The sequence below is a fragment of the Shewanella mangrovisoli genome (assembly GCF_019457635.1).
Taxonomy (GTDB): domain Bacteria; phylum Pseudomonadota; class Gammaproteobacteria; order Enterobacterales; family Shewanellaceae; genus Shewanella; species Shewanella mangrovisoli.
Window position 1 is genome coordinate 438,717 of record NZ_CP080412.1, and the last position, 21,168, is coordinate 459,884.

The 21,168-nt window shown below is 49.0% G+C and carries 18 protein-coding genes; 13 read left to right on the top strand and 5 right to left on the bottom strand.

Annotated elements, in window-relative coordinates; all coding sequences use genetic code 11:
* The first annotated feature begins 16 nt into the window (after positions 1-16).
* A complete protein-coding gene (locus K0H60_RS02045; RefSeq protein ID WP_220057098.1) occupies positions 17-1,834 on the top strand; it encodes a GGDEF domain-containing protein in 1,818 nt (605 codons plus the stop codon).
* 151 nt (positions 1,835-1,985) lie between these two features.
* Entirely contained in the window at positions 1,986-2,399 is a 414-nt protein-coding gene (locus K0H60_RS02050; RefSeq protein WP_011715581.1) for a YkgJ family cysteine cluster protein, read from the top strand.
* Here K0H60_RS02050 and K0H60_RS02055 read toward each other — a convergent pair.
* Entirely contained in the window at positions 2,362-3,309 is a 948-nt protein-coding gene (locus tag K0H60_RS02055; protein ID WP_258405782.1) for a substrate-binding periplasmic protein, read from the bottom strand. The genes K0H60_RS02050 and K0H60_RS02055 overlap by 38 nt on opposite strands.
* Before the next feature lie 64 nt (positions 3,310-3,373).
* Between K0H60_RS02055 and paeA the strand changes: the two genes are divergently transcribed.
* A complete protein-coding gene (gene paeA / locus K0H60_RS02060; protein ID WP_088212612.1) occupies positions 3,374-4,690 on the top strand; it encodes a polyamine export protein PaeA in 1,317 nt (438 codons plus the stop codon).
* Between the two features lie 57 nt (positions 4,691-4,747).
* Here the strand turns inward: paeA and ilvY are convergent, their stop codons facing one another.
* A complete protein-coding gene (gene ilvY, locus K0H60_RS02065; protein WP_220057099.1) occupies positions 4,748-5,620 on the bottom strand; it encodes an HTH-type transcriptional activator IlvY in 873 nt (290 codons plus the stop codon).
* A 196-nt stretch (positions 5,621-5,816) separates the two neighbouring features.
* On the opposite strand from ilvY, the gene ilvC reads away from it, so the two are divergent.
* From ilvC to K0H60_RS02115, 10 genes are all read left to right on the top strand, one after another.
* A complete protein-coding gene (gene ilvC / locus K0H60_RS02070; RefSeq protein ID WP_220057100.1) occupies positions 5,817-7,295 on the top strand; it encodes a ketol-acid reductoisomerase in 1,479 nt (492 codons plus the stop codon).
* Between the two features lie 589 nt (positions 7,296-7,884).
* On the top strand, positions 7,885-9,558 hold the full coding sequence (gene ilvG, locus K0H60_RS02075) for an acetolactate synthase 2 catalytic subunit (protein WP_220057101.1): 1,674 nt from the start codon (positions 7,885-7,887) through the stop codon (positions 9,556-9,558).
* Positions 9,555-9,815, top strand: a complete 261-nt coding sequence (gene ilvM / locus K0H60_RS02080; protein WP_011621169.1) for an acetolactate synthase 2 small subunit — start codon at positions 9,555-9,557, stop codon at positions 9,813-9,815. Before ilvG ends, ilvM begins: the two co-directional genes overlap by 4 nt.
* A gap of 79 nt (positions 9,816-9,894) precedes the next feature.
* Positions 9,895-11,754: a dihydroxy-acid dehydratase gene (ilvD, locus tag K0H60_RS02085; RefSeq protein ID WP_220057102.1), complete on the top strand. Its 1,860-nt coding sequence runs from the start codon at positions 9,895-9,897 to the stop codon at positions 11,752-11,754.
* Between the two features lies 1 nt (position 11,755).
* Complete coding sequence (gene ilvA, locus K0H60_RS02090) at positions 11,756-13,414, top strand: threonine ammonia-lyase, biosynthetic (protein ID WP_220057103.1); 1,659 nt, start codon at positions 11,756-11,758, stop codon at positions 13,412-13,414.
* A gap of 134 nt (positions 13,415-13,548) precedes the next feature.
* A complete protein-coding gene (locus K0H60_RS02095) occupies positions 13,549-14,682 on the top strand; it encodes a pyridoxal-phosphate-dependent aminotransferase family protein (RefSeq protein WP_220058101.1) in 1,134 nt (377 codons plus the stop codon).
* A gap of 34 nt (positions 14,683-14,716) precedes the next feature.
* On the top strand, positions 14,717-14,977 hold the full coding sequence (locus tag K0H60_RS02100; RefSeq protein ID WP_258405783.1) for a hypothetical protein: 261 nt from the start codon (positions 14,717-14,719) through the stop codon (positions 14,975-14,977).
* Positions 14,978-15,229: 252 nt separating this feature from the next.
* Positions 15,230-15,466: an Imm32 family immunity protein gene (locus tag K0H60_RS02105; RefSeq protein WP_220057105.1), complete on the top strand. Its 237-nt coding sequence runs from the start codon at positions 15,230-15,232 to the stop codon at positions 15,464-15,466.
* Positions 15,467-16,011: 545 nt separating this feature from the next.
* Positions 16,012-16,743 carry a hypothetical protein gene (locus tag K0H60_RS02110; RefSeq protein ID WP_220057106.1) on the top strand — a complete coding sequence of 244 codons (732 nt, stop codon included), beginning with the start codon at positions 16,012-16,014 and terminating at the stop codon, positions 16,741-16,743.
* 576 nt (positions 16,744-17,319) lie between these two features.
* Positions 17,320-17,853 (top strand): hypothetical protein, encoded by a 534-nt coding sequence (locus K0H60_RS02115; RefSeq protein ID WP_220057107.1) that lies wholly within the window; start codon positions 17,320-17,322, stop codon positions 17,851-17,853.
* 102 nt (positions 17,854-17,955) lie between these two features.
* Here the strand turns inward: K0H60_RS02115 and K0H60_RS02120 are convergent, their stop codons facing one another.
* From K0H60_RS02120 to K0H60_RS02130, 3 genes are all read right to left on the bottom strand, one after another.
* Positions 17,956-18,771, bottom strand: a complete 816-nt coding sequence (locus K0H60_RS02120; RefSeq protein WP_220057108.1) for a phosphatase PAP2 family protein — start codon at positions 18,769-18,771, stop codon at positions 17,956-17,958.
* 75 nt (positions 18,772-18,846) lie between these two features.
* On the bottom strand, positions 18,847-20,319 hold the full coding sequence (gene creD / locus K0H60_RS02125) for a cell envelope integrity protein CreD (protein ID WP_220057109.1): 1,473 nt from the start codon (positions 20,317-20,319) through the stop codon (positions 18,847-18,849).
* Between the two features lie 162 nt (positions 20,320-20,481).
* Positions 20,482-21,009, bottom strand: a complete 528-nt coding sequence (locus K0H60_RS02130; protein ID WP_220057110.1) for a hypothetical protein — start codon at positions 21,007-21,009, stop codon at positions 20,482-20,484.
* Between the last annotated feature and the right edge of the window lie 159 nt (positions 21,010-21,168).

Consider the following 21,168-nt stretch of genomic DNA (forward strand, 5'->3'; position numbering starts at 1 on the left):
TAACGAATAGGTATCCATGAAGCATCGTAATCATTCCATCAGCCACAGGATGACGCTCACTATTATTGGGGTGAGCTCGTTTTTTGCCGTCCTGACTATGTTGGTGCAGTTGGTATGGAATTATCAGGAGAGCATAGATAAGGCTACGGCGGATATTCGTGAGTATTCCGAGTCTATCTTGCCTAGCATTGCTAAGTCGCTCTGGGATGTCGACCATAGCCTGTTATCCGATCTGTTGTCGGGTTTAGGGATGATGCCCATGGTTTCGAGTGTCAATCTCGAAAGTGTCGATGGTGTGACCATGCAGCTAGGTAAGTCCTTAGGTGCGCAGGAGGACAACCAAACTTCGTTTCATTATCCGATAATGTATCAAGAGCAGCTGATTGGGTCACTCACCGTTGGTCTGGACACCAATAAGCTGTATTACGAATTATGGCAGCAGTTGATTATCATCGTCCTCGGCAATGGCCTTAAAACCCTGCTGATGATTTACCTGATCCTCACTATGGTGCGTTTATTGGTGACCAACCGATTGTCGGCACTGGAGCGGTTTGCCAATCAAATCAATTTGAATTCATTACCCAAACTGAAAGTGCCCATCAGTGTAGTGACCAGCCAAGATGAAATTGGCCATGTGGCGCAATCGCTACAGGCCATGTATCAGCGCATTCGCAATGACTTAGCCATTAACAAGCGTCAGGGACGCGAATTACAACAGCAGCAGAATCAGTTGGCGCGTTTAGTCGACGAGCGAACTCAAGAGCTTAATTGGCAATCCCAGGCGAATCAGTTATTAGCCGAGATGTCACTGCAGTTTTTAACCACAGATACCTCGCAACTGGATGAATGCCTCGCCGATGCCTGCCATCGCATTGGACTGTTATTCGATGTTGAACGGGTCAGTATTATTGAGTTTACCCAGCGCTACGCCAATTACCGTAGCTTTTGGAGCTGTGAGTCGCAGGCAAATCAGATCCAAGATATCTCCGTCGATAGTGTTGCTGTGCTGGCACAAAAGTTTGTGTCTGAGTCGACGTTAGTCATCGAATCGATAGATTTTTTAGAGCATGAGTCTCCTACGGAATACCAAGCGCTGCGCTCGGTTGGGATTTGTTCTATCGCCGCATTTGCAATTAAAAATGCCAATGAATTACTCGGTTTACTCTCGCTTTCCATGGTGAGCCGTCCATTAAATTGGAATCCACAAAAGAAGGTGATGCTGACTCAATTTGCGGCGGCTCTGAACGAATTATTACTGCGTGAGGAAAAAGAGCGACAGATGCTCAGCCTGCAACAGGCTTTAGTGTCGGTGAATGCTCAACTACGTGTGATGGCCGAAACCGATGAGTTGACTGGTTTAAGCAATCGTCGCCCTTTTACTCATACTTTGGAAACCTTGCTCCAACAAGCTAAACCCGTGGGGTTGCTGATGTTGGATGTCGATTACTTTAAGAGTTACAACGACACTTACGGTCACCTCGAAGGCGATGCGGCGCTTAGATTGGTTGCGCAGGCGCTCAAACAGTGTGATGTCTTGCCGCAGGATAGTTTGCTGGCTCGAATCGGTGGCGAAGAGTTTGCGATTATTCTTGAGCAGATAACGCCTATCCAATTGGAGGCGATAGCCAACCAGCTCTGCTATCAAGTCGCCGCCTTGGATATTCCCCATCGTAGCTCTCCCAAGGGCAAAATTACCCTCAGCATTGGTGGCGGGTATCTCCCCTTAGATACAAGCGTTCGCGGGTTTACCCTCTCTGAGGTGCTGCGCCGTGCCGATATTTGTTTGTATCGCGCTAAAGAGCAAGGGCGCAATACTGTGGTCATCGAATCGTAAACTGCCTCGAGACTTTGCCTCAAGACTTGTTAAGTTACTGTTGATTAAGGTTCGCCTCGATGTGTTTGCAACCTAGCCGTGGCGGCAGATTTATTTCTGCTTTGGGGCTGCTATAATTGCCGCCCTTTAATTTCCATCTGTAGGTTCTGGCGTGTCGAAACGGGGCAAAAATACGGCTAATGCGGTGGCGATTTTCAATATCGATGATTTGTCGACTTGGCAAAAATACCGTAAAGGTTTGTGCGACACTTGCCACGCGACCTGCTGTACGCTGCCTGTTGAAGTCACTGTGAGCGACCTAGTGCGCATGACGTTAGTCGATGAGTTTGAAGCCGAGGGCGATCTTAAAGCTATCGCCAAACGTCTGCAAAAAGCGCGCATTATCGACAACTTTAATCATAAAACCGCGATCTTTACTCTGGCTCGTATGGCCAACGATGACTGTTTGTATTTAGACAGTAAAACCCGCCGCTGCACCATTTATCATCAACGTCCAGAGACTTGCCGTAACCATCCACAAATTGGCCCTAAGGCGAATTACTGCCCTTATCGCCCCCGTGAGTAAGCTTTTGAATATGGTATTGGTAGAGGGCTTCGAGTTGGTGATTATCACGCATCGCCTTGACCTGCCGATTAAACTCACTAGCAATCAAGTCTTTATGAGCTGAACGCTTCGAAATCAGCATATAAAAGGGTTCCTGTTGAGTATTCGGCGACGGTTGTGAGGTGAGTGTCTTCGGCAGTTCGCCTGCCTGCGCTAAGGCGAGTGTGCCTGCCAAAATCTCCTTACGGGCGATAAAGAATTTACACCTGTGTTTCAGCAGCATTTCCGGTAGATGATGTAGAGAATTTATCTCGCTAATTGGCGTGTCGTGATGCCAGCCAAAGTTATCGTAGTTGAAACCCTTGATGCCGCAGACGGTGCCAAAATCAGCCAATTGGTTGATATCCTTGATGTGAAACTGTGGTTCAAGTTCAGCTTTCAAATAAAAATAACTGGGAGTGAGGTAATAATAAGCAACAGATGGGGTATAATCAGTGGCTCGTTGTCGATTGAGCGATGCGCTCATAGCGGCATCTATGCTGCCATTATGTACGTCTTTTAAGCAACGTAACCATGGTAAAGCCAACACTTCATAATCAATTCCAATAGGTTTGAAGGTCTGTTCTAGCAGGTCGATATCATAGCCGCTAAGCGTAGAAGTCTTAATGCCATCTTGCCGAATAAAGTAATTAAACGGCGGATATTCAGTCTCTTCGACACAAAAACGTAACTTAAATGGGGAATGCTCATCGGCGCCGTGGGCAACTGGCGAGAGTAGAATCACGCATACTAAGACGATTAGCGGATATAATATACGCATCATACTTTTTAGGCGAAGAGACGATTTTTTAAGTGTAGCAAAGGCTTTCTTGGCAGCACTGGGTTCTTTTATCGTCTGTTCCTCGACCCATTCTTTAGGTAAAAATTTCAACTGACTCGCGAAAATCACTGCGCGGGTTGGTGTAGTAAGTCTAGTGTGAAACAAAAGGTGTTACATGAATTTCTTTGATAACGTGATGATAATATTGGGCTTAATCGCCGCAAGTTGTTTCTTTTCTATGTCAGAAATCTCCTTGGCTGCATCACGCAAAATCCGTTTACGTCAGCTAGCCGAAGAAGGGGACAGCCGTGCCGAAAAAGTGCTGCAACTCCAAGCTCAGCCCGGTAGCTTTTTTACTGTGGTGCAAATTGGCTTGAATGCCGTCGCCATCATGGGCGGTATTGTGGGTGAGTCGGCGTTTCGTCCGTATTTTTACCAGTTTTTAAGTGCGTGGATGAGCGACCCTTGGTTAGGCCAAGTGAGCTTCTTACTGTCTTTCGTCGTGGTGACCAGCGCCTTTATTCTGGTTGCGGATCTCATGCCCAAACGTATCGCGATGGCGATGCCAGAGCCTGTTGCCTTAGTGGTGGTTGGCCCTATGAGTTTCTGTATCGCGATCCTTCGTCCATTGGTGTGGTTTTTCAATGGCATGGCAAGCGCCATCTTCAAGTTACTGCAAATCCCAACCGTGCGTAACGATGAAATCACCCCAGACGATATTTATGCGGTAATGAACGCGGGGGCAGAAGCGGGCGTGCTCGATAAGGGCGAGCAGCAAATGATCGAAAATGTATTTGAAATGCAAACCGTTTCGGTAACGTCCGCCATGACGGCCCGTGAGAGCTTAGTGTATTTCCTGCTGCAAGACAGCGAGGAAGATATCAAGCGTAAGATTGCCGAAGATCCCCATACTAAGTTTTTAGTCTGCGATGGCCAATTGGATATGGTCAAAGGGTTTGTAGATGCGAAAGAGCTGCTGATCCGTGTGATTAACGGTGAGAAAATTACCTTAAAAGACAACAGTCTTGTGCACACTTCTCTGATTATTCCCGATACCTTAAGCCTGTCCGAGGCCATGGAATACTTCAAAAATAGCCGCGCCGATTTCGCGGTGGTGATGAACGAATATGCCCTGGTTGTGGGGATTGTCACCACCAACGATCTGCAACGCGCAGTGATGGGGGCTTGGTCGCTGCACGAGAGCGAAGAGCAGATTATTGCCCGCGATGGCAATTCCTGGTTAGTGGATGGAGTGACGCCGATTACCGACGTGATGCGTGCCTTCGATATTGAGGAGTTCCCCCATAACCAAAACTACGAAACCATTGCCGGCTTTATGATGTACATGCTGCGTAAGATCCCCAAGCGCACCGACTTTGTTAACTATGCCGGTTACAAGTTTGAAGTAGTGGATATCGACGCCTACAAGGTCGACCAGTTGCTGGTGACCCGCATTGATGGCAACGATAAATTAATGTCGCCAGATACCTAATCTTATCAACATCATAAAAAACGGGACTCAGTCCCGTTTTTTATATCGCTTCTAAATTTATATCGCTTCTAAAAACGCATTCACTATCGGATCGTCCAAGCGTTTGACCTTGCAGCAACAACCCAGCTCAAAGGGCGCAATGCCCACGGGGGAGGCTAACAGTTGGATCCTATCCCGCACTGGGCTGTTATTGATCACCACTTCAGGGGTGATGCTCACCCCACATCCGAGCGCCACCATGGAGGCTATCGCTTCTTGTCCCGACACCTGCGCATAGATATTGGGGCTTATTCCCATCTGTTTGAACCAATTATCGGCACGGCGTCGCCCCGGGCCATGGTCGGGAATGATAAAGGGCACCCGCGACCAATCTATGGGGACTTGGCTTATCAGTTGCTGCACCGCGCAGCGCATGGTCGGCGCGATTAATGACAAGGGCACATCGTCAATCTTGGCGAAATGCAAAGTGGCAGGAAAGGGATCCGGCAGTGCGGCAATGGCAATGTCGGCGCGATTTTGTTGCACTTCGGCCAGTGCATTGGCGGCATCTCCCGTGGTCAGAGCAATCTCAACAAAGGGATGGTCCTGCCGAAAACGTTCCAGCAATTGCGGTAAATGGCTGTAGGCGGCGGTCACCGAGCAATAGAGATTTAAGGTGCCGCGCAGTACATCCTGCTTGAGATCGATACTATGCCGCAGGTTGCGCCAATGGTGCAAGGTCTGCTCGGCGAACAATTTAAACTCGCGCCCTGCATGGGTTAAGGTCACGCTGCGATTATCCCGTTCGAATAATTTGGCGTTCACTTCTTCTTCGAGCCGTTGTAAGGCGCGACTTAAGGTCGAGGGACTGACGTGCATCTGCTCCGCTGTCTTGGCGAAGTGCAAACTGTCACATAAGTGTAGGTACAATTTGAGGGTGCGTATGTCCATAACCTCGTCCTATTGGCCGCTTATCAAGGGTGTTGTCACCGAAAATGACATTGCATAAAACGCAATGTGAGGTTTCGAATATATCATTTTAAGCAACGATAGCCATAGGTTATAGTGATTTTAATCACAACCAGTCATTAACAAAAAGTTGATATTGGTTGAGTCCCAAATTCCCGACTGAAAGGTGGTATCTCAGATGGCTAACTATTTTAACTCTCTGAATTTACGTCAACAATTAGCACAGCTTGGCCAATGTCGTTTCATGGACCGTTCTGAATTCAGCGACGGCTGCAATTACATCAAAGATTGGAATATTGTTATTTTAGGTTGTGGTGCTCAGGGTCTTAACCAAGGTCTGAACATGCGTGACTCGGGGCTGAATATTGCTTATGCCCTGCGCCCAGAGGCCATTGCTCAAAAGCGTGCCTCATGGCAAAAAGCCACAGACAATGGCTTCAGAGTCGGTACTTTTGAAGAGCTGATCCCAACGGCGGATTTAGTGCTGAACTTAACGCCAGATAAGCAGCACTCCAATGTGGTTAGTGCCGTGATGCCGCTGATGAAGCAGGGTGCAACGCTGTCCTATTCCCACGGTTTTAACATCGTAGAAGAAGGCATGCAGATCCGCCCCGATATCACAGTTGTGATGGTTGCGCCTAAGTGTCCAGGTACTGAAGTGCGTGAAGAATACAAGCGTGGTTTTGGTGTGCCGACCTTGATTGCAGTGCACCCTGAAAACGACCCTAATGGTGATGGTTTAGACATTGCGAAAGCCTATGCGAGTGCCACAGGTGGTGACCGCGCGGGCGTGTTGCAATCTTCCTTTATCGCCGAAGTGAAATCGGATCTGATGGGCGAACAAACCATTCTCTGCGGTATGTTGCAGACGGGCGCTATCTTAGGTTACGACAAGATGGTGGCCGATGGTGTTGAACCTGGCTATGCCGCTAAGTTAATCCAACAAGGTTGGGAAACCGTGACCGAGGCGCTTAAGCACGGCGGTATCACCAACATGATGGACAGACTGTCTAATCCAGCCAAGATTAAAGCGTTTGAAATTGCAGAAGATTTAAAAGAAATCCTGCAACCCTTATTCGAAAAACATATGGATGACATCATCAGCGGCGAGTTTTCTCGCACTATGATGCAAGACTGGGCCAATGACGACGCTAACCTGCTGCGTTGGCGCGCCGAAACCGCCGAAACGGGCTTCGAAAATGCCCCTGTTTCGAGCGAGCATATCGACGAGCAAACCTATTTCGACAAGGGGATTTTCCTGGTCGCGATGATCAAAGCCGGTGTCGAATTAGCCTTCGATACTATGGTGTCGGCGGGTATTGTTGAAGAGTCCGCCTATTACGAATCACTGCATGAAACGCCGTTGATCGCTAACACCATCGCCCGTAAACGTCTGTACGAGATGAACGTGGTGATCTCGGATACCGCAGAATACGGTTGTTATCTGTTCAACCATGCTGCCGTGCCTATGCTGCGTGACTATGTGAATGCCATGTCGTCTGAGTATTTAGGTGCGGGTCTGAAGGACAGTTCTAACAACGTCGATAACCTGCAGTTAATCGCCATCAATGATGCGATTCGCCACACCTCAGTTGAGTATATCGGTGCGGAACTTCGTGGTTATATGACTGATATGAAAAGCATTGTTGGAGCTTAATTGATAAAAGCCGAGCCCCTAAGGATGTGGGGCTCGGCGGCGCAAATTTATTCCTGCTTCGTAGGTTGTCGAGCGGGCAAAACCGACATGGGTTAGTAAGCGATCAGTTTCACTAACGCGCGTTTGTTAACGTTTCACTTTGTTGTTTTGCATTGTCTCGGCAGGGAAGCTGAATTTTTTTGACATTAGATAATTTTTTATTGTGTTTGGCTGTCGCTTTATGGTAAAGCTAATAACTCGCGGCGGGACAAGGTTCCCAAGGCAAGCATCGCTCAGGCTTAAAAGTGAGTAGCGATAAGAATTTCAGCGATACACATACAGAACACCGATTAGGAACCCATATTGATGTTTAACCAAGCTGCCAAGCTCATTCTCGTGATTATTACCGTAGTGATTATTAAATCACAGCGGGGGCGGCGCATGGCAAACTGGTAGACCTAAAAGGTTAAAAGTTTCGAAAGAACCCCCCGCTCCGAAAGGACCGGGGGGTTCTTCGTTTTCAGGCCCTAGGTTTTGGAAATGAGGTTTCGAAATAGCACAAATTACGAGTCGATTTTCGGCATTTCAGGATCAAGGTAGCGAGAGAAATATGGAACCAGGGCAGATGATTAGAGGCGCAGACGCAGTCATAAAAGTGTTGGCAGCACATGGTGTTACCACAGTATTTGGTTACCCCGGTGGTGCCATTATGCCAATCTACGATGCCCTCTATGGAAGCCCTGTCGAACATCTCTTAAGCCGCCACGAACAAGGCGCAGCCTTTGCCGCAGTAGGTTACGCCAGAGCCAGTGGTAAAACCGGCGTGTGCTTTGCGACCTCTGGCCCTGGTGCGACTAACCTAATCACTTCGCTTGCCGATGCGTTATTGGATTCTGTACCTGTTGTCGCTATCACGGGTCAGGTTTCAACCGCCGTGATTGGCACAGATGCGTTTCAAGAAATCGATGTATTGGGCATGTCCTTAAGCTGCACTAAGCACAGCTTTATGGTGACGGATGTCAACGATCTGATCCCGACCCTGTATCAAGCCTTCGAAATCGCCGCATCTGGCCGACCCGGCCCAGTGCTGGTGGATATCCCTAAGGATATTCAAATCGCACAACTGGAATATCGCACTCCCTTGCTGGCGGTAACTAATGAGCCACAGGCGAGCGTCTGTGAGATTGAAGCGGCCCGCGCCCTGTTAGCAGAGGCGAAGCAGCCTATGTTGTACGTGGGTGGCGGTGTGGGGATGGCGGGCGCTGTCGACCAACTGCGGGAATTTATCAAAGCCACGGGGATGCCATCGGTCGCCACGTTAAAAGGCTTAGGCAGTATTGCACATGGCACCCCAGGTTATTTGGGCATGTTAGGTATGCATGGCGGAAAGGCGGCCAACCTCGCGGTGCAGGATTGTGATTTATTAGTGGTTGCTGGCGCGCGCTTCGATGACAGGGTGACTGGACGTTTAGCAACCTTTGCCAACAAGGCCAAAGTCATCCATTTAGATATCGATGCCGCCGAGCTAGGCAAACTGCGCCAGCCCGATGTGGCCATCGCCGGTGATTTACGCCAGATTTTCCCCGCTTTGACTATGGCGCTGAACATCACGCCTTGGCAGGCAGAGGTTGAACACCTTGCCCGTAAACATCAATGGGATTATCAACATCCCGGCAGCTTAATCTACGCCCCTGCCATGCTGCGCCGTTTAGCCAATAAACTGCCCGAAGACAGCGTCGTATGCTGCGATGTGGGCCAGCATCAAATGTGGGTTGCCCAACATATGTGGTTCCGTCGCCCTGAAGATCATTTATCCAGCGCAGGTTTAGGCACTATGGGCTTTGGTTTACCCGCCGCTATCGGCGCCCAAGTGGCTCGCCCCGATGCAACTGTGGTCACAGTGTCTGGCGATGGCTCTTTTATGATGAACGTGCAGGAGCTCACCACCATCAAGCGCCGCAAATTACCGGTGAAGATCCTGCTGATCGACAACCAAAAACTGGGGATGGTGAAACAGTGGCAACAGCTATTCTTTGAAGAGCGCTACAGCGAAACCGATCTGTCAGACAATCCTGATTTTGTGCAACTCGCTTCGGCCTTCGATATTCCCGGCCGCACGATTTTCTCTTCCGACGAAGTGGAAGAGGCCTTAACCGAAATGTTAGCGGCTAAGGGACCCTATTTGTTACACGTAGCAATCGACGATGCTTTTAACGTTTGGCCACTGGTGCCCCCCGGCGCATCAAACAGCGATATGATGGACGAAATGGAGAAACAAACATGATCCACTCCCTAGAATTAACGGTTCAACAACGCCCAGAAGTGATAGAACGTGTACTACGTGTGACTCGTCACCGTGGTTTTACGGTCACCCAAATGCAAATGCGGATGAACGACGATGCGAGTCTATCGCTGGATATGGAAGTGGACAGCGAGCGCGCCATCGAGCTGCTCAGTAATCAACTGAATAAATTGATTGATGTCACCCAATGCAAGGTCTTGTTACCGCTAAACTTGCAACAACAAAAAGTACACGCATAAGCATCCAGTGGCTGCGGTATTAGCACTGCAGTAAGGCCCTAAGGGCACGATTTTCGATTTGAGATAAAGGATAGAGTCAATGCCAAAGTTACGTTCAGCAACCAGTACCGAAGGCCGCAATATGGCGGGTGCCCGTGCGCTATGGCGCGCCACAGGGGTGAAAGACAATGATTTTGGTAAGCCGATTATTGCGATTGCCAACTCCTTTACTCAGTTTGTTCCCGGCCATGTGCACTTAAAAGATATGGGCTCTCTGGTGGCGAGCGCCATCGAAGAAGCGGGAGGCATTGCTAAGGAATTCAATACCATCGCCGTCGACGATGGTATCGCCATGGGCCACGGTGGCATGCTCTACAGTCTACCTTCGCGGGAGCTTATCGCCGATAGCGTCGAGTATATGGCCAATGCCCACTGCGCCGATGCGCTGGTTTGTATCTCTAACTGCGACAAAATCACCCCCGGCATGTTGATGGCGGCGCTGCGCCTCAATATCCCCGTGGTATTTGTGTCGGGCGGGCCGATGGAAGCGGGTAAAACTAAGCTGTCGGACAAGCTTATTAAGCTCGATTTAGTCGATGCCATGGTGGCGGCGGCCGACTCGAGTGTAAGCGATGAGGATAGCGCTAAAATCGAACGCAGTGCTTGCCCTACATGTGGTTCCTGTTCGGGCATGTTTACCGCTAACTCGATGAACTGTTTAACTGAAGCCTTAGGTCTGTCGCTGCCGGGCAACGGCTCTATGCTCGCGACCCATAGCGACCGCCGCGAACTGTTTTTAGAAGCGGGCCGCCGCGTGATGGCGCTGACCAAACGTTACTACGAACAAGATGATGCCTCTGCACTGCCACGCAATATCGCCAGCTTTAAAGCCTTTGAGAACGCCATGGCGCTGGATATTGCCATGGGCGGTTCGTCCAATACTGTGTTGCACTTATTGGCTGCGGCGCAGGAAGCTGACGTGGCATTCACTATGGACGATATCGACCGTATGTCGCGCCAAGTGCCGCATCTGTGTAAGGTGGCGCCGTCGACCGCTAAATACCATATGGAAGATGTGCACCGCGCCGGTGGCGTAATGGGTATCTTAGGCGAACTCGACCGCGCTGGACTGCTGCATACCGATGTGCCACACGTTGCCGCCGATGCGGGTGGCAATCTCAAGTCGGTGCTCGCCAAGTTCGATGTGATGCAAACCCAAGATGACAAAGTAAAACAATTTTTTATGGCGGGGCCTGCGGGCATTCCCACCACTAAAGCCTTTAGCCAAGACTGCCGCTGGCCATCGCTGGACGATGACAGGCGTGAAGGTTGTATCCGTAGCCGCGAGTTTGCCTTCAGCCAAGAGGGCGGTCTGGCCGTGTTGTCGGGCAATCTGGCCGACAATGGCTGTATCGTTAAAACTGCGGGTGTGGATGAGTCTAACCTGATCTTTACTGGCAGCGCTCGGGTGTACGAAAGCCAAGACGATGCAGTCGCTGGCATCTTAGGTGGCGAAGTGGTGGCGGGTGATGTGGTGGTGATTCGTTACGAAGGGCCAAAAGGCGGCCCGGGTATGCAAGAAATGTTGTACCCAACCAGTTACTTAAAATCCCGTGGCTTAGGCAAGGCCTGCGCGCTGATCACCGACGGCCGCTTCTCAGGTGGAACATCCGGTTTATCTATCGGCCATGTGTCGCCCGAGGCGGCGGCGGGCGGCACGATTGCCTTGATTGAAAACGGCGATCGCATCGAAATCGATATTCCCAAGCGCAGTATCAAGCTTGCGGTGAGTGATGCCGAGTTAGCGGCGCGCCGTGAAACCATGCTCGTCCGTGGGCCAATGGCGTGGAAACCGCTTTCGCGTCAGCGTTATGTGTCGATGGCGCTTAAAGCCTACGCCATGCTTGCCACCAGTGCCGATAAGGGCGCGGTGCGCGATCGCAGTAAGTTGGAGGACTGATATGTTATCTCTCGCATCGTCGCAAACGGAGCAGGCTGAGGTGCAGACCTCTCAAGTTCAGTCCGATAAGTCGCAGTCGGCCACTTCTGCCTTAGAAAAGAGTCAGCTTGCGCAAAGTTACTTGCAAAAAATCCTGCTGTCGTCGGTTTATGACGTTGCGAAAGTGACGCCACTCTCCAGCCTTAATAAACTCTCGGCGCGTTTGGGTTGCCAAGTGTTTTTAAAGCGTGAGGATATGCAGCCTGTGCATTCCTTCAAGCTGCGCGGTGCCTATAACCGTATCGCCCAGTTGAGCCAAGCCGAATGTCAACGCGGCGTGGTGTGCGCCTCGGCGGGCAACCATGCCCAAGGCGTGGCCATGTCGGCGGCCAGTCGTGGTGTGGATGCGGTGATTGTGATGCCCGAAACTACGCCGGATATTAAAGTCGATGCGGTGCGCCGTTTAGGCGGCAATGTGGTGTTGCACGGTCAAGCCTTTGATCAGGCCAATGGCTTTGCAATGGAGATGGCGCAGCAGGAAGGTCGGGTGTATATCGCCCCCTTCGATGACGAAGCCGTTATCGCTGGCCAAGGCACTATCGCCCAAGAAATGTTGCAACAGCAGCGCGATCTTGAGGTGGTATTTGTGCCCGTGGGCGGCGGTGGCTTAATTGCTGGGATTGCCGCCTATTACAAGGCGGTGATGCCACAGGTTAAAATCGTTGGCGTTGAGCCTGAAGATGCGGCCTGCTTAAAAGCGGCGATGGAGGCAGGCGAGCCTGTCACACTCCCGCAAGTTGGTTTGTTTGCCGATGGGGTTGCGGTTAAACGTATCGGCACTGAGCCATTTCGCTTAGCCAAGCTGTTTGTGGATGAAGTAGTGACGGTCACGTCCGACGAAATTTGCGCCGCCGTTAAAGATATTTTTGAAGATACCCGCGCCATTGCCGAACCTGCGGGCGCTTTATCCCTTGCTGGGCTTAAAAAATATGTCAGCACCAATGCCACAGGCGAGAGTGGTAAGGGGGAGAAGGTCGCGGCGATTTTAAGTGGCGCGAATGTGAACTTCCACAGCCTGCGTTATGTATCCGAGCGCTGTGAGCTGGGTGAACAAAAAGAAGCCGTGCTGGCGGTTAAAGTGCCCGAGCGTCCCGGCAGCTTCCTGCGTTTTTGTGAGTTGCTCGAAAAGCGGGTGATGACCGAATTTAACTATCGCTTTAGCAGCCGCGATATGGCGGTGGTGTTTGCGGGTATTCGTTTGACCAAAGGCCATGGCGAATTAGAGCAGATCATCAATACCTTGGAAGATAATGGTTTCGAGGTGCAGGACTTATCAGGTGATGAAACCGCGAAATTGCATGTGCGTTATATGGTCGGCGGTCATCCGCCAGAGCCGTTAGAGGAGCGCCTATTTAGCTTTGAGTTTCCCGAGCATCCCGGTGCGCTGCTGAAGTTTTTAACCACCCTGCAGAGCAAGTGGAATATCAGTTTATTCCATTACCGTAATCACGGCGCGGCCTTTGGACGGGTGCTGGCGGGTTTTGAAGTCCCCGAGGGCGATGCTTTGCCGTTTCAGCAGTTTTTAACTGAGCTGGGATTTGTCTATCAAGAAGAGACGCAAAGCCCTGCTTATCAGCTGTTTTTGAATGCCGGAAAAGGAAAAAAGAACCTGCCTTTGTAATCACTTAGCTTTAGGTTACAACTTAGGCTAAAGGAGGGGCGCACAGGCGCCCCTTTTTGTGGTAGTTTGGTTTAACAAATCAAGAGTGAATGCTCTAGTAATCAGACCTCGACCCTACGCATTAAGGAGACATGATGTTACCAGCACCGCATTTTTCTGCCTTTAATCCGCCTCGCCGCATTTTGATGGGGCCAGGTCCATCGGATGTTTATCCTGAAGTATTAGCCGCGCAGGCAAGGCCGACCGTTGGTCACCTAGACCCATTATTTGTTGGTATGATGGATGAGCTTAAGAGCCTGATCCAATATGCGTTTCAAACCAAAAATGAAATGACGATGGCTGTGTCGGCCCCCGGCAGCGCGGGCATGGAAACCTGTTTTGTGAACTTAGTTGAACCCGGCGAAAAGGTGATTGTGTGCCGTAACGGTGTGTTTGGTGAGCGTATGCGCCAAAACGTCGAGCGCGTCGGTGCGATTGCCGTGGTTGTGGATAACGAATGGGGCACGCCAGTCGACCCTGTTGCCGTTGAAACGGCGCTTAAGGCCAACCCCGATGCTAAATTCCTCGCCTTTGTGCATGCCGAAACCTCAACGGGCGCATTGAGTGATGCTAAAACCCTGTGCGCGCTGGCAAAACAATACGGCTGTTTATCGATTGTCGATGCGGTCACATCCCTAGGCGGTGTGGAATTAAGAGTCGATGAATGGGGAATTGATGCTATTTATTCTGGCAGCCAGAAATGTCTCTCCTGTGTACCAGGGTTATCGCCTGTGTCTTTCTCACCAAATGCGGTGGAAAAGCTTAAAAACCGTAAAACGCCGGTACAGAGCTGGTTCCTCGATCAAAGTCTGGTCATGGCCTATTGGACCAGCGCCGGCGGTAAGCGCAGTTATCACCACACTGCGCCCGTTAATGCGCTTTATGCCTTGCATGAATCGCTGCGTTTATTGGCCGAAGAAGGTTTAGAACAGGCTTGGCAACGCCACAAAGACATGCATTTAGTGCTACGCGCTGGGCTTGAAAAACTCGGCCTGAAATTTGTGGTTGCCGAAGCTTCACGCCTACCACAGCTTAATGCCATTTATATCCCCGAAGGCGTTGACGATGCCGCCGTACGCGCGCGTCTTCTCAAGGATTACAACCTTGAAATCGGTGCCGGTCTTGGTGCTCTAGCGGGCAAAGCTTGGCGCATCGGTTTAATGGGCTTTGGTGCCCGTCGTGAGAATGTCGCGCTCTGTTTGCGCGCTCTGGAAGAGGTGCTGAACTAATATGTCAGTTTCGCGTATAAGGATGTTACGCAGAGTGAGTTTGCGTTCAGTGAGTTCACGTTTTTTGATTGGCGGTTTGATTCTGATCCTAAGTGGTTGTGCCTCCAGCAATATGAACAATACCAGTTGTGATTTTGTGCGAGGTACAGCAGGCAATCAGAGTCAACGCGAGGCCAGCGGTGATGATAGCAATGCCCGGCAGATGGATGTGGGCATTGGGATTTTAACCGCGATCTTCGGCAGTATTAGCCGAGCACTTTCTTCCGATGATAAATCGGATGAGAAGTGTGTGTAATCGGCCAAGTTGTATTTTACTTTGGGTGGTATTGATTAAGCACTGTCATTTCAGTGACACGCCGTAAATATGTCCCTATAGGCTCGACGGCGGCATCCATGCCGCCAACGGTCACTTCCATGACGGTGCTTAATCCAGTTAAGCCCTTGGTATATCTGATAGAGTGTTATTTACAATTAGGGCATTCCGATAATTTCGCAGTGTGAGGCTCGTTAAACTAGGCGTTATCAATAACAAGGACCAAGTGCTCGCATGAAATTTTGGGGATATACACAAGAGCTAACTGAAGCTGCTGAGCCACAACCTAAGGCACTCATTGAAGTAACTATTTCTGCTACGCCGAGTGATCTTCGAGAAATTGCAAAGTTTCTCTCCTCAGCGGCAGACACAATTGAAGCCCAAGGAAGGGACTTTGAGCATGAGCACTTTTCAAATAATGCTACCGATGCTCCACGTTTAATTGTTTTTAACCCTCTTGCATTGGAGTAAATTTCTAGCTGTCCCATAACGATTATTCCACTTATATTCTCGTGTATTCTGTTGTTTCAGTAAGGTTATATTGAATGCCTTAAGTGTGAAGATTATAGGCCGAACGATGCATCATTATTTTAAATATACTATTGATATGAATGAGGATATTTGTAATACGTAGATAGTGTCTTCTTAGCCTGATTTTGTGTTCATTCTGTTCCCACGTATTCTCCCTGCTATTGAAGGAGTTTCTTCCACTCGAGTTAGCCGCTGTGCTTGGTTTTGTTATTGATATAGAAGTGGTTGGACTATAGGTTTCTCTATTGCAGTCATAGGCCCTTCAACAATTGCCATCCTTTGTGCTCCGCTCGTGCTATCTCAAAAAATGGTAATCCAAATAGCGCTATTTCTATAACAGTCTGTACATGTCATTGAATGCCTAGAGTAACTATGAACTAGGCTTTTAGTACGAGTTTTCAAGGTCTTTTTGACTTAATTGAAGTATGTCAGCGAGTAATGACTATACTGATTAGCTATATTATCTAAAAGCTAGGGAATGTTTTATGACTAAATTAGCGCTATCGCTCATTGGAGGTTGTTTATTACTCTCAGGTTGCCCATTAGATGGAAATGATGGAAGCGATGGTTCTGTTGGAATACAAGGGCCGATTGGACTGCAAGGTTCGCCAGGGATTAGTTGTTGGGATTTAAATGAGAATGGCGTTAAAGACGTAGATACAGAAGATACGAATCAGAGCGGAAGTGTTGATGTTAATGACTGTATTATTGGCAATGGCGGTGTACCTAGTACCACCCGACAGCATTATGCATCATATGCCGTTGGTGAGCCGGAATATTTGGAAGTCTTTCGTCATACTAACTTCCCTAATGGTGAAGTCATTGATCCTCTTCAAGATGCGTGTAGCGTTTGGGAGTGGAATACAAATAGTTTAGGAAACGCTGCTCTTACAGCAAATAATGGATATGTTATTTCCGTTAAGACATATCCACATATTTATACAGATCTGAATAATGTGACCCATTATGGCTATGATGATTGTACTGCTGCGTGTCTTGCGAAATCAGACTGCATTGGCGCAAGCTACACTGGGATAGATGATAATCAAGGGGCAACAACGGCAATTAGCTGTCAGCTATTAGGTCGGTTTCCTGTCAGTACTCAAAGTGCTGAATGGTTCTATGAGTTTTCAGCGCCTCCTGCAAATCGAGATTTTTACTTTTCAGGTTTTCTTACTGATAGAGTTGCGACGGGGATTATCAGCGTTTGCCCATAAAGATTTAAATTTTCTCTTGGAAAGCTAACAAGGGATTGATGCTTGATTTTCACTATTTGCTTTAAAGTCTTGTGTCAATTTGCTGGGAATGGTGATCATTTATGTCTTACAGACAATGCTGGTATTACTCTGTTGTTTAACGATGGTTATCTCGAAAATATGCTTTCGATGGTAACAGACAGAGTTATTAATCACTCTTTCGAGTTGTTCTTGATATTGGGAAATTAATAAGCCACCTGTTGTTAAATTTCTAGGGTGTATGTTTGTATGAAGGGTTCAGATTACTGAAGGGATTGGTGAGATTAAGCTCTGGCATGTTAGTGATCGTTGGCGGCATGGCCGCTCTTTCGCATTCTGTGATCGCGGCATTCGCACTTCCGTGTGCAGCAGATGCCGCCGTCGAGCACACAGGGATGTGCTTGCTGCGTGTCACTGGAATGACTGTGATTAATCGCCACTTATGCCTTGTCAAAAAAGACTAAGCATATGTGTTCTTCGATAAGTCCTTTATAAGTTATTAACAGAGAAATAGAATTCAATCTTAATGGTTTCTCGCTCTATTTTTTCTGGTGTTAAATGCACAAGTTAATGTTGTTTCTCGCTTTTATCTTATCCATTCCTGCTGTGATTATTGGCGCATTTGTCTTCGAGGATATTGGCGGGCTGCTGTTAATCTCTTGGTTTTCTTTGGTGCTTGGGCTGATTGGGATTGGTGGGATATTAAGATTTAGGCAAGAGCAGCTGTTCACTTATGAGCTGGTTGAAGGGATGGTTGTTTCGCTGCAAGAGAATACTCGATATAGCGACGAACCTGAGCATTTTAGGGATCTGCAAGTGTTTATTCATCCGGTGATTGAATATTTTTGGCGAGGGCAGCGCTATACCTGTGGCGCGTTGATGAACTACAACGAGCATGCCTACAACCGCTTTGGGCCAAAAATAGGTGATAAGGTGAGCTTATCTGTGCCAATTCAACAACCAGAAGCTGCTATCGAACACAAGTTCCTCGCAAGATACAGTCATTTGATTATTGGGGTGATGGCGCTTTTTATATCTGTAGTATTAGCCGCATTGCTGTTGACGGATGTCGTGGCATTGACGCATGGCTGAAGTGATTGGTCGCTTAGGCTCATCCTAACAAAAACGGCATCGACATAAGTTGCAGATGCCGCCTGTCGCACTGAGTTAGCCCTTTGGCTGGCTTTATGCTTTTTATCCGTTGGGTTGCTCTTTACTTCTTGGTCTGAACTTTTCCACTAAAAATACACTTAAGCTGCTAATGATGGCGGCGAGTACGGTGGAGAAGAGCACATCCTGCGGCCAGTGCATGCCGAGTAACATACGGCTGAGGCCCATCAATAATCCCCAAGTAAATAACGCATTGGCAAATAGTGGCAAACCCGCGAGTAGCAAGTAATAGCTGGCGGTGAGCACTAAGGTGACCGCGAAAATCGTGTGACCCGAGGGGAAGGAATAGCCGATTTCATCTTCCCAATGTTGGTGAATATTAGGCGCGAGTTTGACCTCTGGCTCCATGGTGTGTAGCTCGGTTAGCGCCTCGGCGATGGCCTGTGAACGCTCAGGTTTGGCTAACTGATAAAAAGTCTGTGGGTTGAGTTGTGCTTCCTCTGGGAGCCCTTGGTCTGACAGATACACTAGGTTCGGTCTTGGCTCTTTAAAAAAGGCTTTAAGGGTATGACTGGTGCTCAGGCTGATGACTTGACTGAGGCTAATGGCTAAAAACAGGCTAATAAACAGCGCTTTTGGCATATAGCGATAGGCGAGTGCTAGTACCACTAACACGGTCGCGACCCCATAGGGCGCCGTGCCTGTGGTGGTAAGCCAGTACAGGGCTTTGGCTAAGGGTGATTGCAGGTCGATTAGCGGAAATAATTGATTTTGAGTGAGTAACAGTAAGCTTGGAATGGTTGCCAGCAGTAACCAGACAAGGACTAAGCGACGTAGAAGATAGGCTGGATGAGTCAAAATATTCGCCTCCGAGTAAACCACATAGGCTACATGCCACATTTGGGCTTGCCAATAAAAAAATCCCGACAGCAAAAAGTGCGCTGTCGGGGGTCTTCAAGGGGGGAGTGGTAGGTGCTATTGCACCGTGTTCTTGGGTTGATGGCGGGTCACGAACATCAAAATCAGTAAAACGACGAGTAACAAGCCGGTGCCCATCAGCAGGGCGTAATCTTCTAGTTGCAGTATCGAGTACAGCACCGCATACAAGCTCACCAGCATAGTGCCGACAATCGCGCCACGTTTAAGGCTGGCGGTGGCGCTGCCCACATAGGCGGAGACCGACAGCACTGGAATACAGGCGGCGATCAGATAGGCTTGCAGGAAGGCAAGATGCTCCGAGAGTGACAGTAATAGCAGGTAGAACAGGGCCATGGCGCTACCAACCAGCATATATTGCACTGTGCTCAGGCTGGTCTTTTGACCCAACTCGAAGATAAATAACATGATAAAAGTCAGTACGATAAACAGCAGACCGTATTTGACTGAGCGCTCAATCTTGCCGTAATGGGTCACAGGCTCAAACAACATGGCATTGGCCACCACTTCCGTAAGTGTCGACTGATTACTCTTAATAAACTCTTGCGGATAGTTACGGGTTAAGTGACTGATATTCCAACTGGCGGTAAATCCATTGGCGGTGATTTCACGCTCTGCTGGGAGTAAGCCCTTAAAACTCGGGTGCGGCCAGTCGGCATGGATATTCAGCAGGGTTTGCTCGCCTAATGGCAGGGCGCTAATCGACTGTGAGCCGCGCAGCGTCATCGCAAAGTTCACGCTAAAATCACTCGCTTCACCGACTTGGATCCCTTGGTTAAAGCCTTTCTCTAGGCCGCCAGTTGTCAAACCTGTGCCCGACATCAGCGAGCCAGAGAGTATGACTGAATCGCCCGTAACCTCAATTTTTTCCACTTTATCAATTGCTTGATTCGATGAAACCCCAAAGACTAGACGGGCATTTTGATTATCGAAGGCGATAAGGTTAGGAATGTCGTAACGGTTTAAGCGAAAGTCAGCCTGCCCCTTAAGCGCCGCGTTATACACCAGAGATTGGTAAATGCCGCGGGTACGGAAATCATGTTTTAGGTCTAAATCGAGGCTGAGTTTTTTCGGCAGGATCACCAGCTCATCCTGATAGGTGCGCTTCACTTCGTGGCGGGTTTTACCGTCGTTACTGACTTCTTCCTGCATCACAAAATAACTGTAGGGGATCACCAACGCTGGGCCTGAGAGGGTCTGCTGCTCGCCCCATGAACGGCCGATTTCATCGACCACACTGTTGTAAAGCATTTCGCGATCGGACGTCATGTCCATAATGATCCCGAGCGGCAGCAAGGCCACAATCGACAGTATGCCAATGGTTAAGGCTTTTAATAGCGTGGTGTTTTTCAATGCGGCTCCCTTTGCTGTGGCAGGCTGTTCCAGTGCTGACATATCCGTTCCTTGATCACGATTGAGTTTTTTAAGGAGTGCACGTGCCACTAAATAGATGGCGCCGCCAAATAGCGCCAAACTCAGTAACGTGAGCACCCAGAAAATAATGTTAAACATGGATTTCATTCCCTATGAAATACGCGCGAGTCGCCACGGTAGTCTGTGGTGCTAACTCGATATCACGGCGGGTATTAAAACAGATTTGCCCGCAGGAGTTGCGGGCAAGTTGCTGATCAATAGTGGCAAAATTATGGCAATTGCCCAGATACGAGCTAAATCCTAGGTCTCGGCTTGGGGCTTTTTGCCAAATTTGGGGTGCTTGGCCTCGTAGTCATCTTCCTTGCGGATATGTTTGAGTAGCACCTCAAGACATTCCTTAAAGATTTCGGTTTCATCCGAGTAGACGGCAGCATGGTGTGAAAACCATTGGTGTCTTTCACGCTCACGATTATTGGCGTCAGGCCAAATTCGTAACTCATACTCATCGCCAATCACGACAATCGCAAAGTCGACGGCGCCATTGGTAAAAGTAATGCATTGGGGTAGATATACGGGCGCTTCACCTTTGAATAGTTCGTACCAAATAGCTTCGCTACGCCAAGATACTATGGGCAAAGCTGCTTTAATGGAGCAGCCAATGGATTGATGCTGGTTAAACAGGACGGCCTGAATATCCTCCATGGCAAAGGGTTGTAAATCGCCATTCTTTTCAGCGAGTGAGTACAGCATATTCATCAAAAATGGCAGCTTAGTGCCGTTGCCAGTTTTGCGGCCGCAGAGTTTGGCTTCGCGGTAATAGATATTCATTCATCAATCCTTAATGACGGGCTAACCTTGAATGAGCGCATCGTTCGTCTCAAGGTAAAGCGATAGCCCTTAGCGAGGAAATGGCTTATGTTAACTCAAGTTGCCCGTGAGCTGGCGAATTGGCGCTAAGTTTGCGAAATATCCGACAAAAGTGAGACA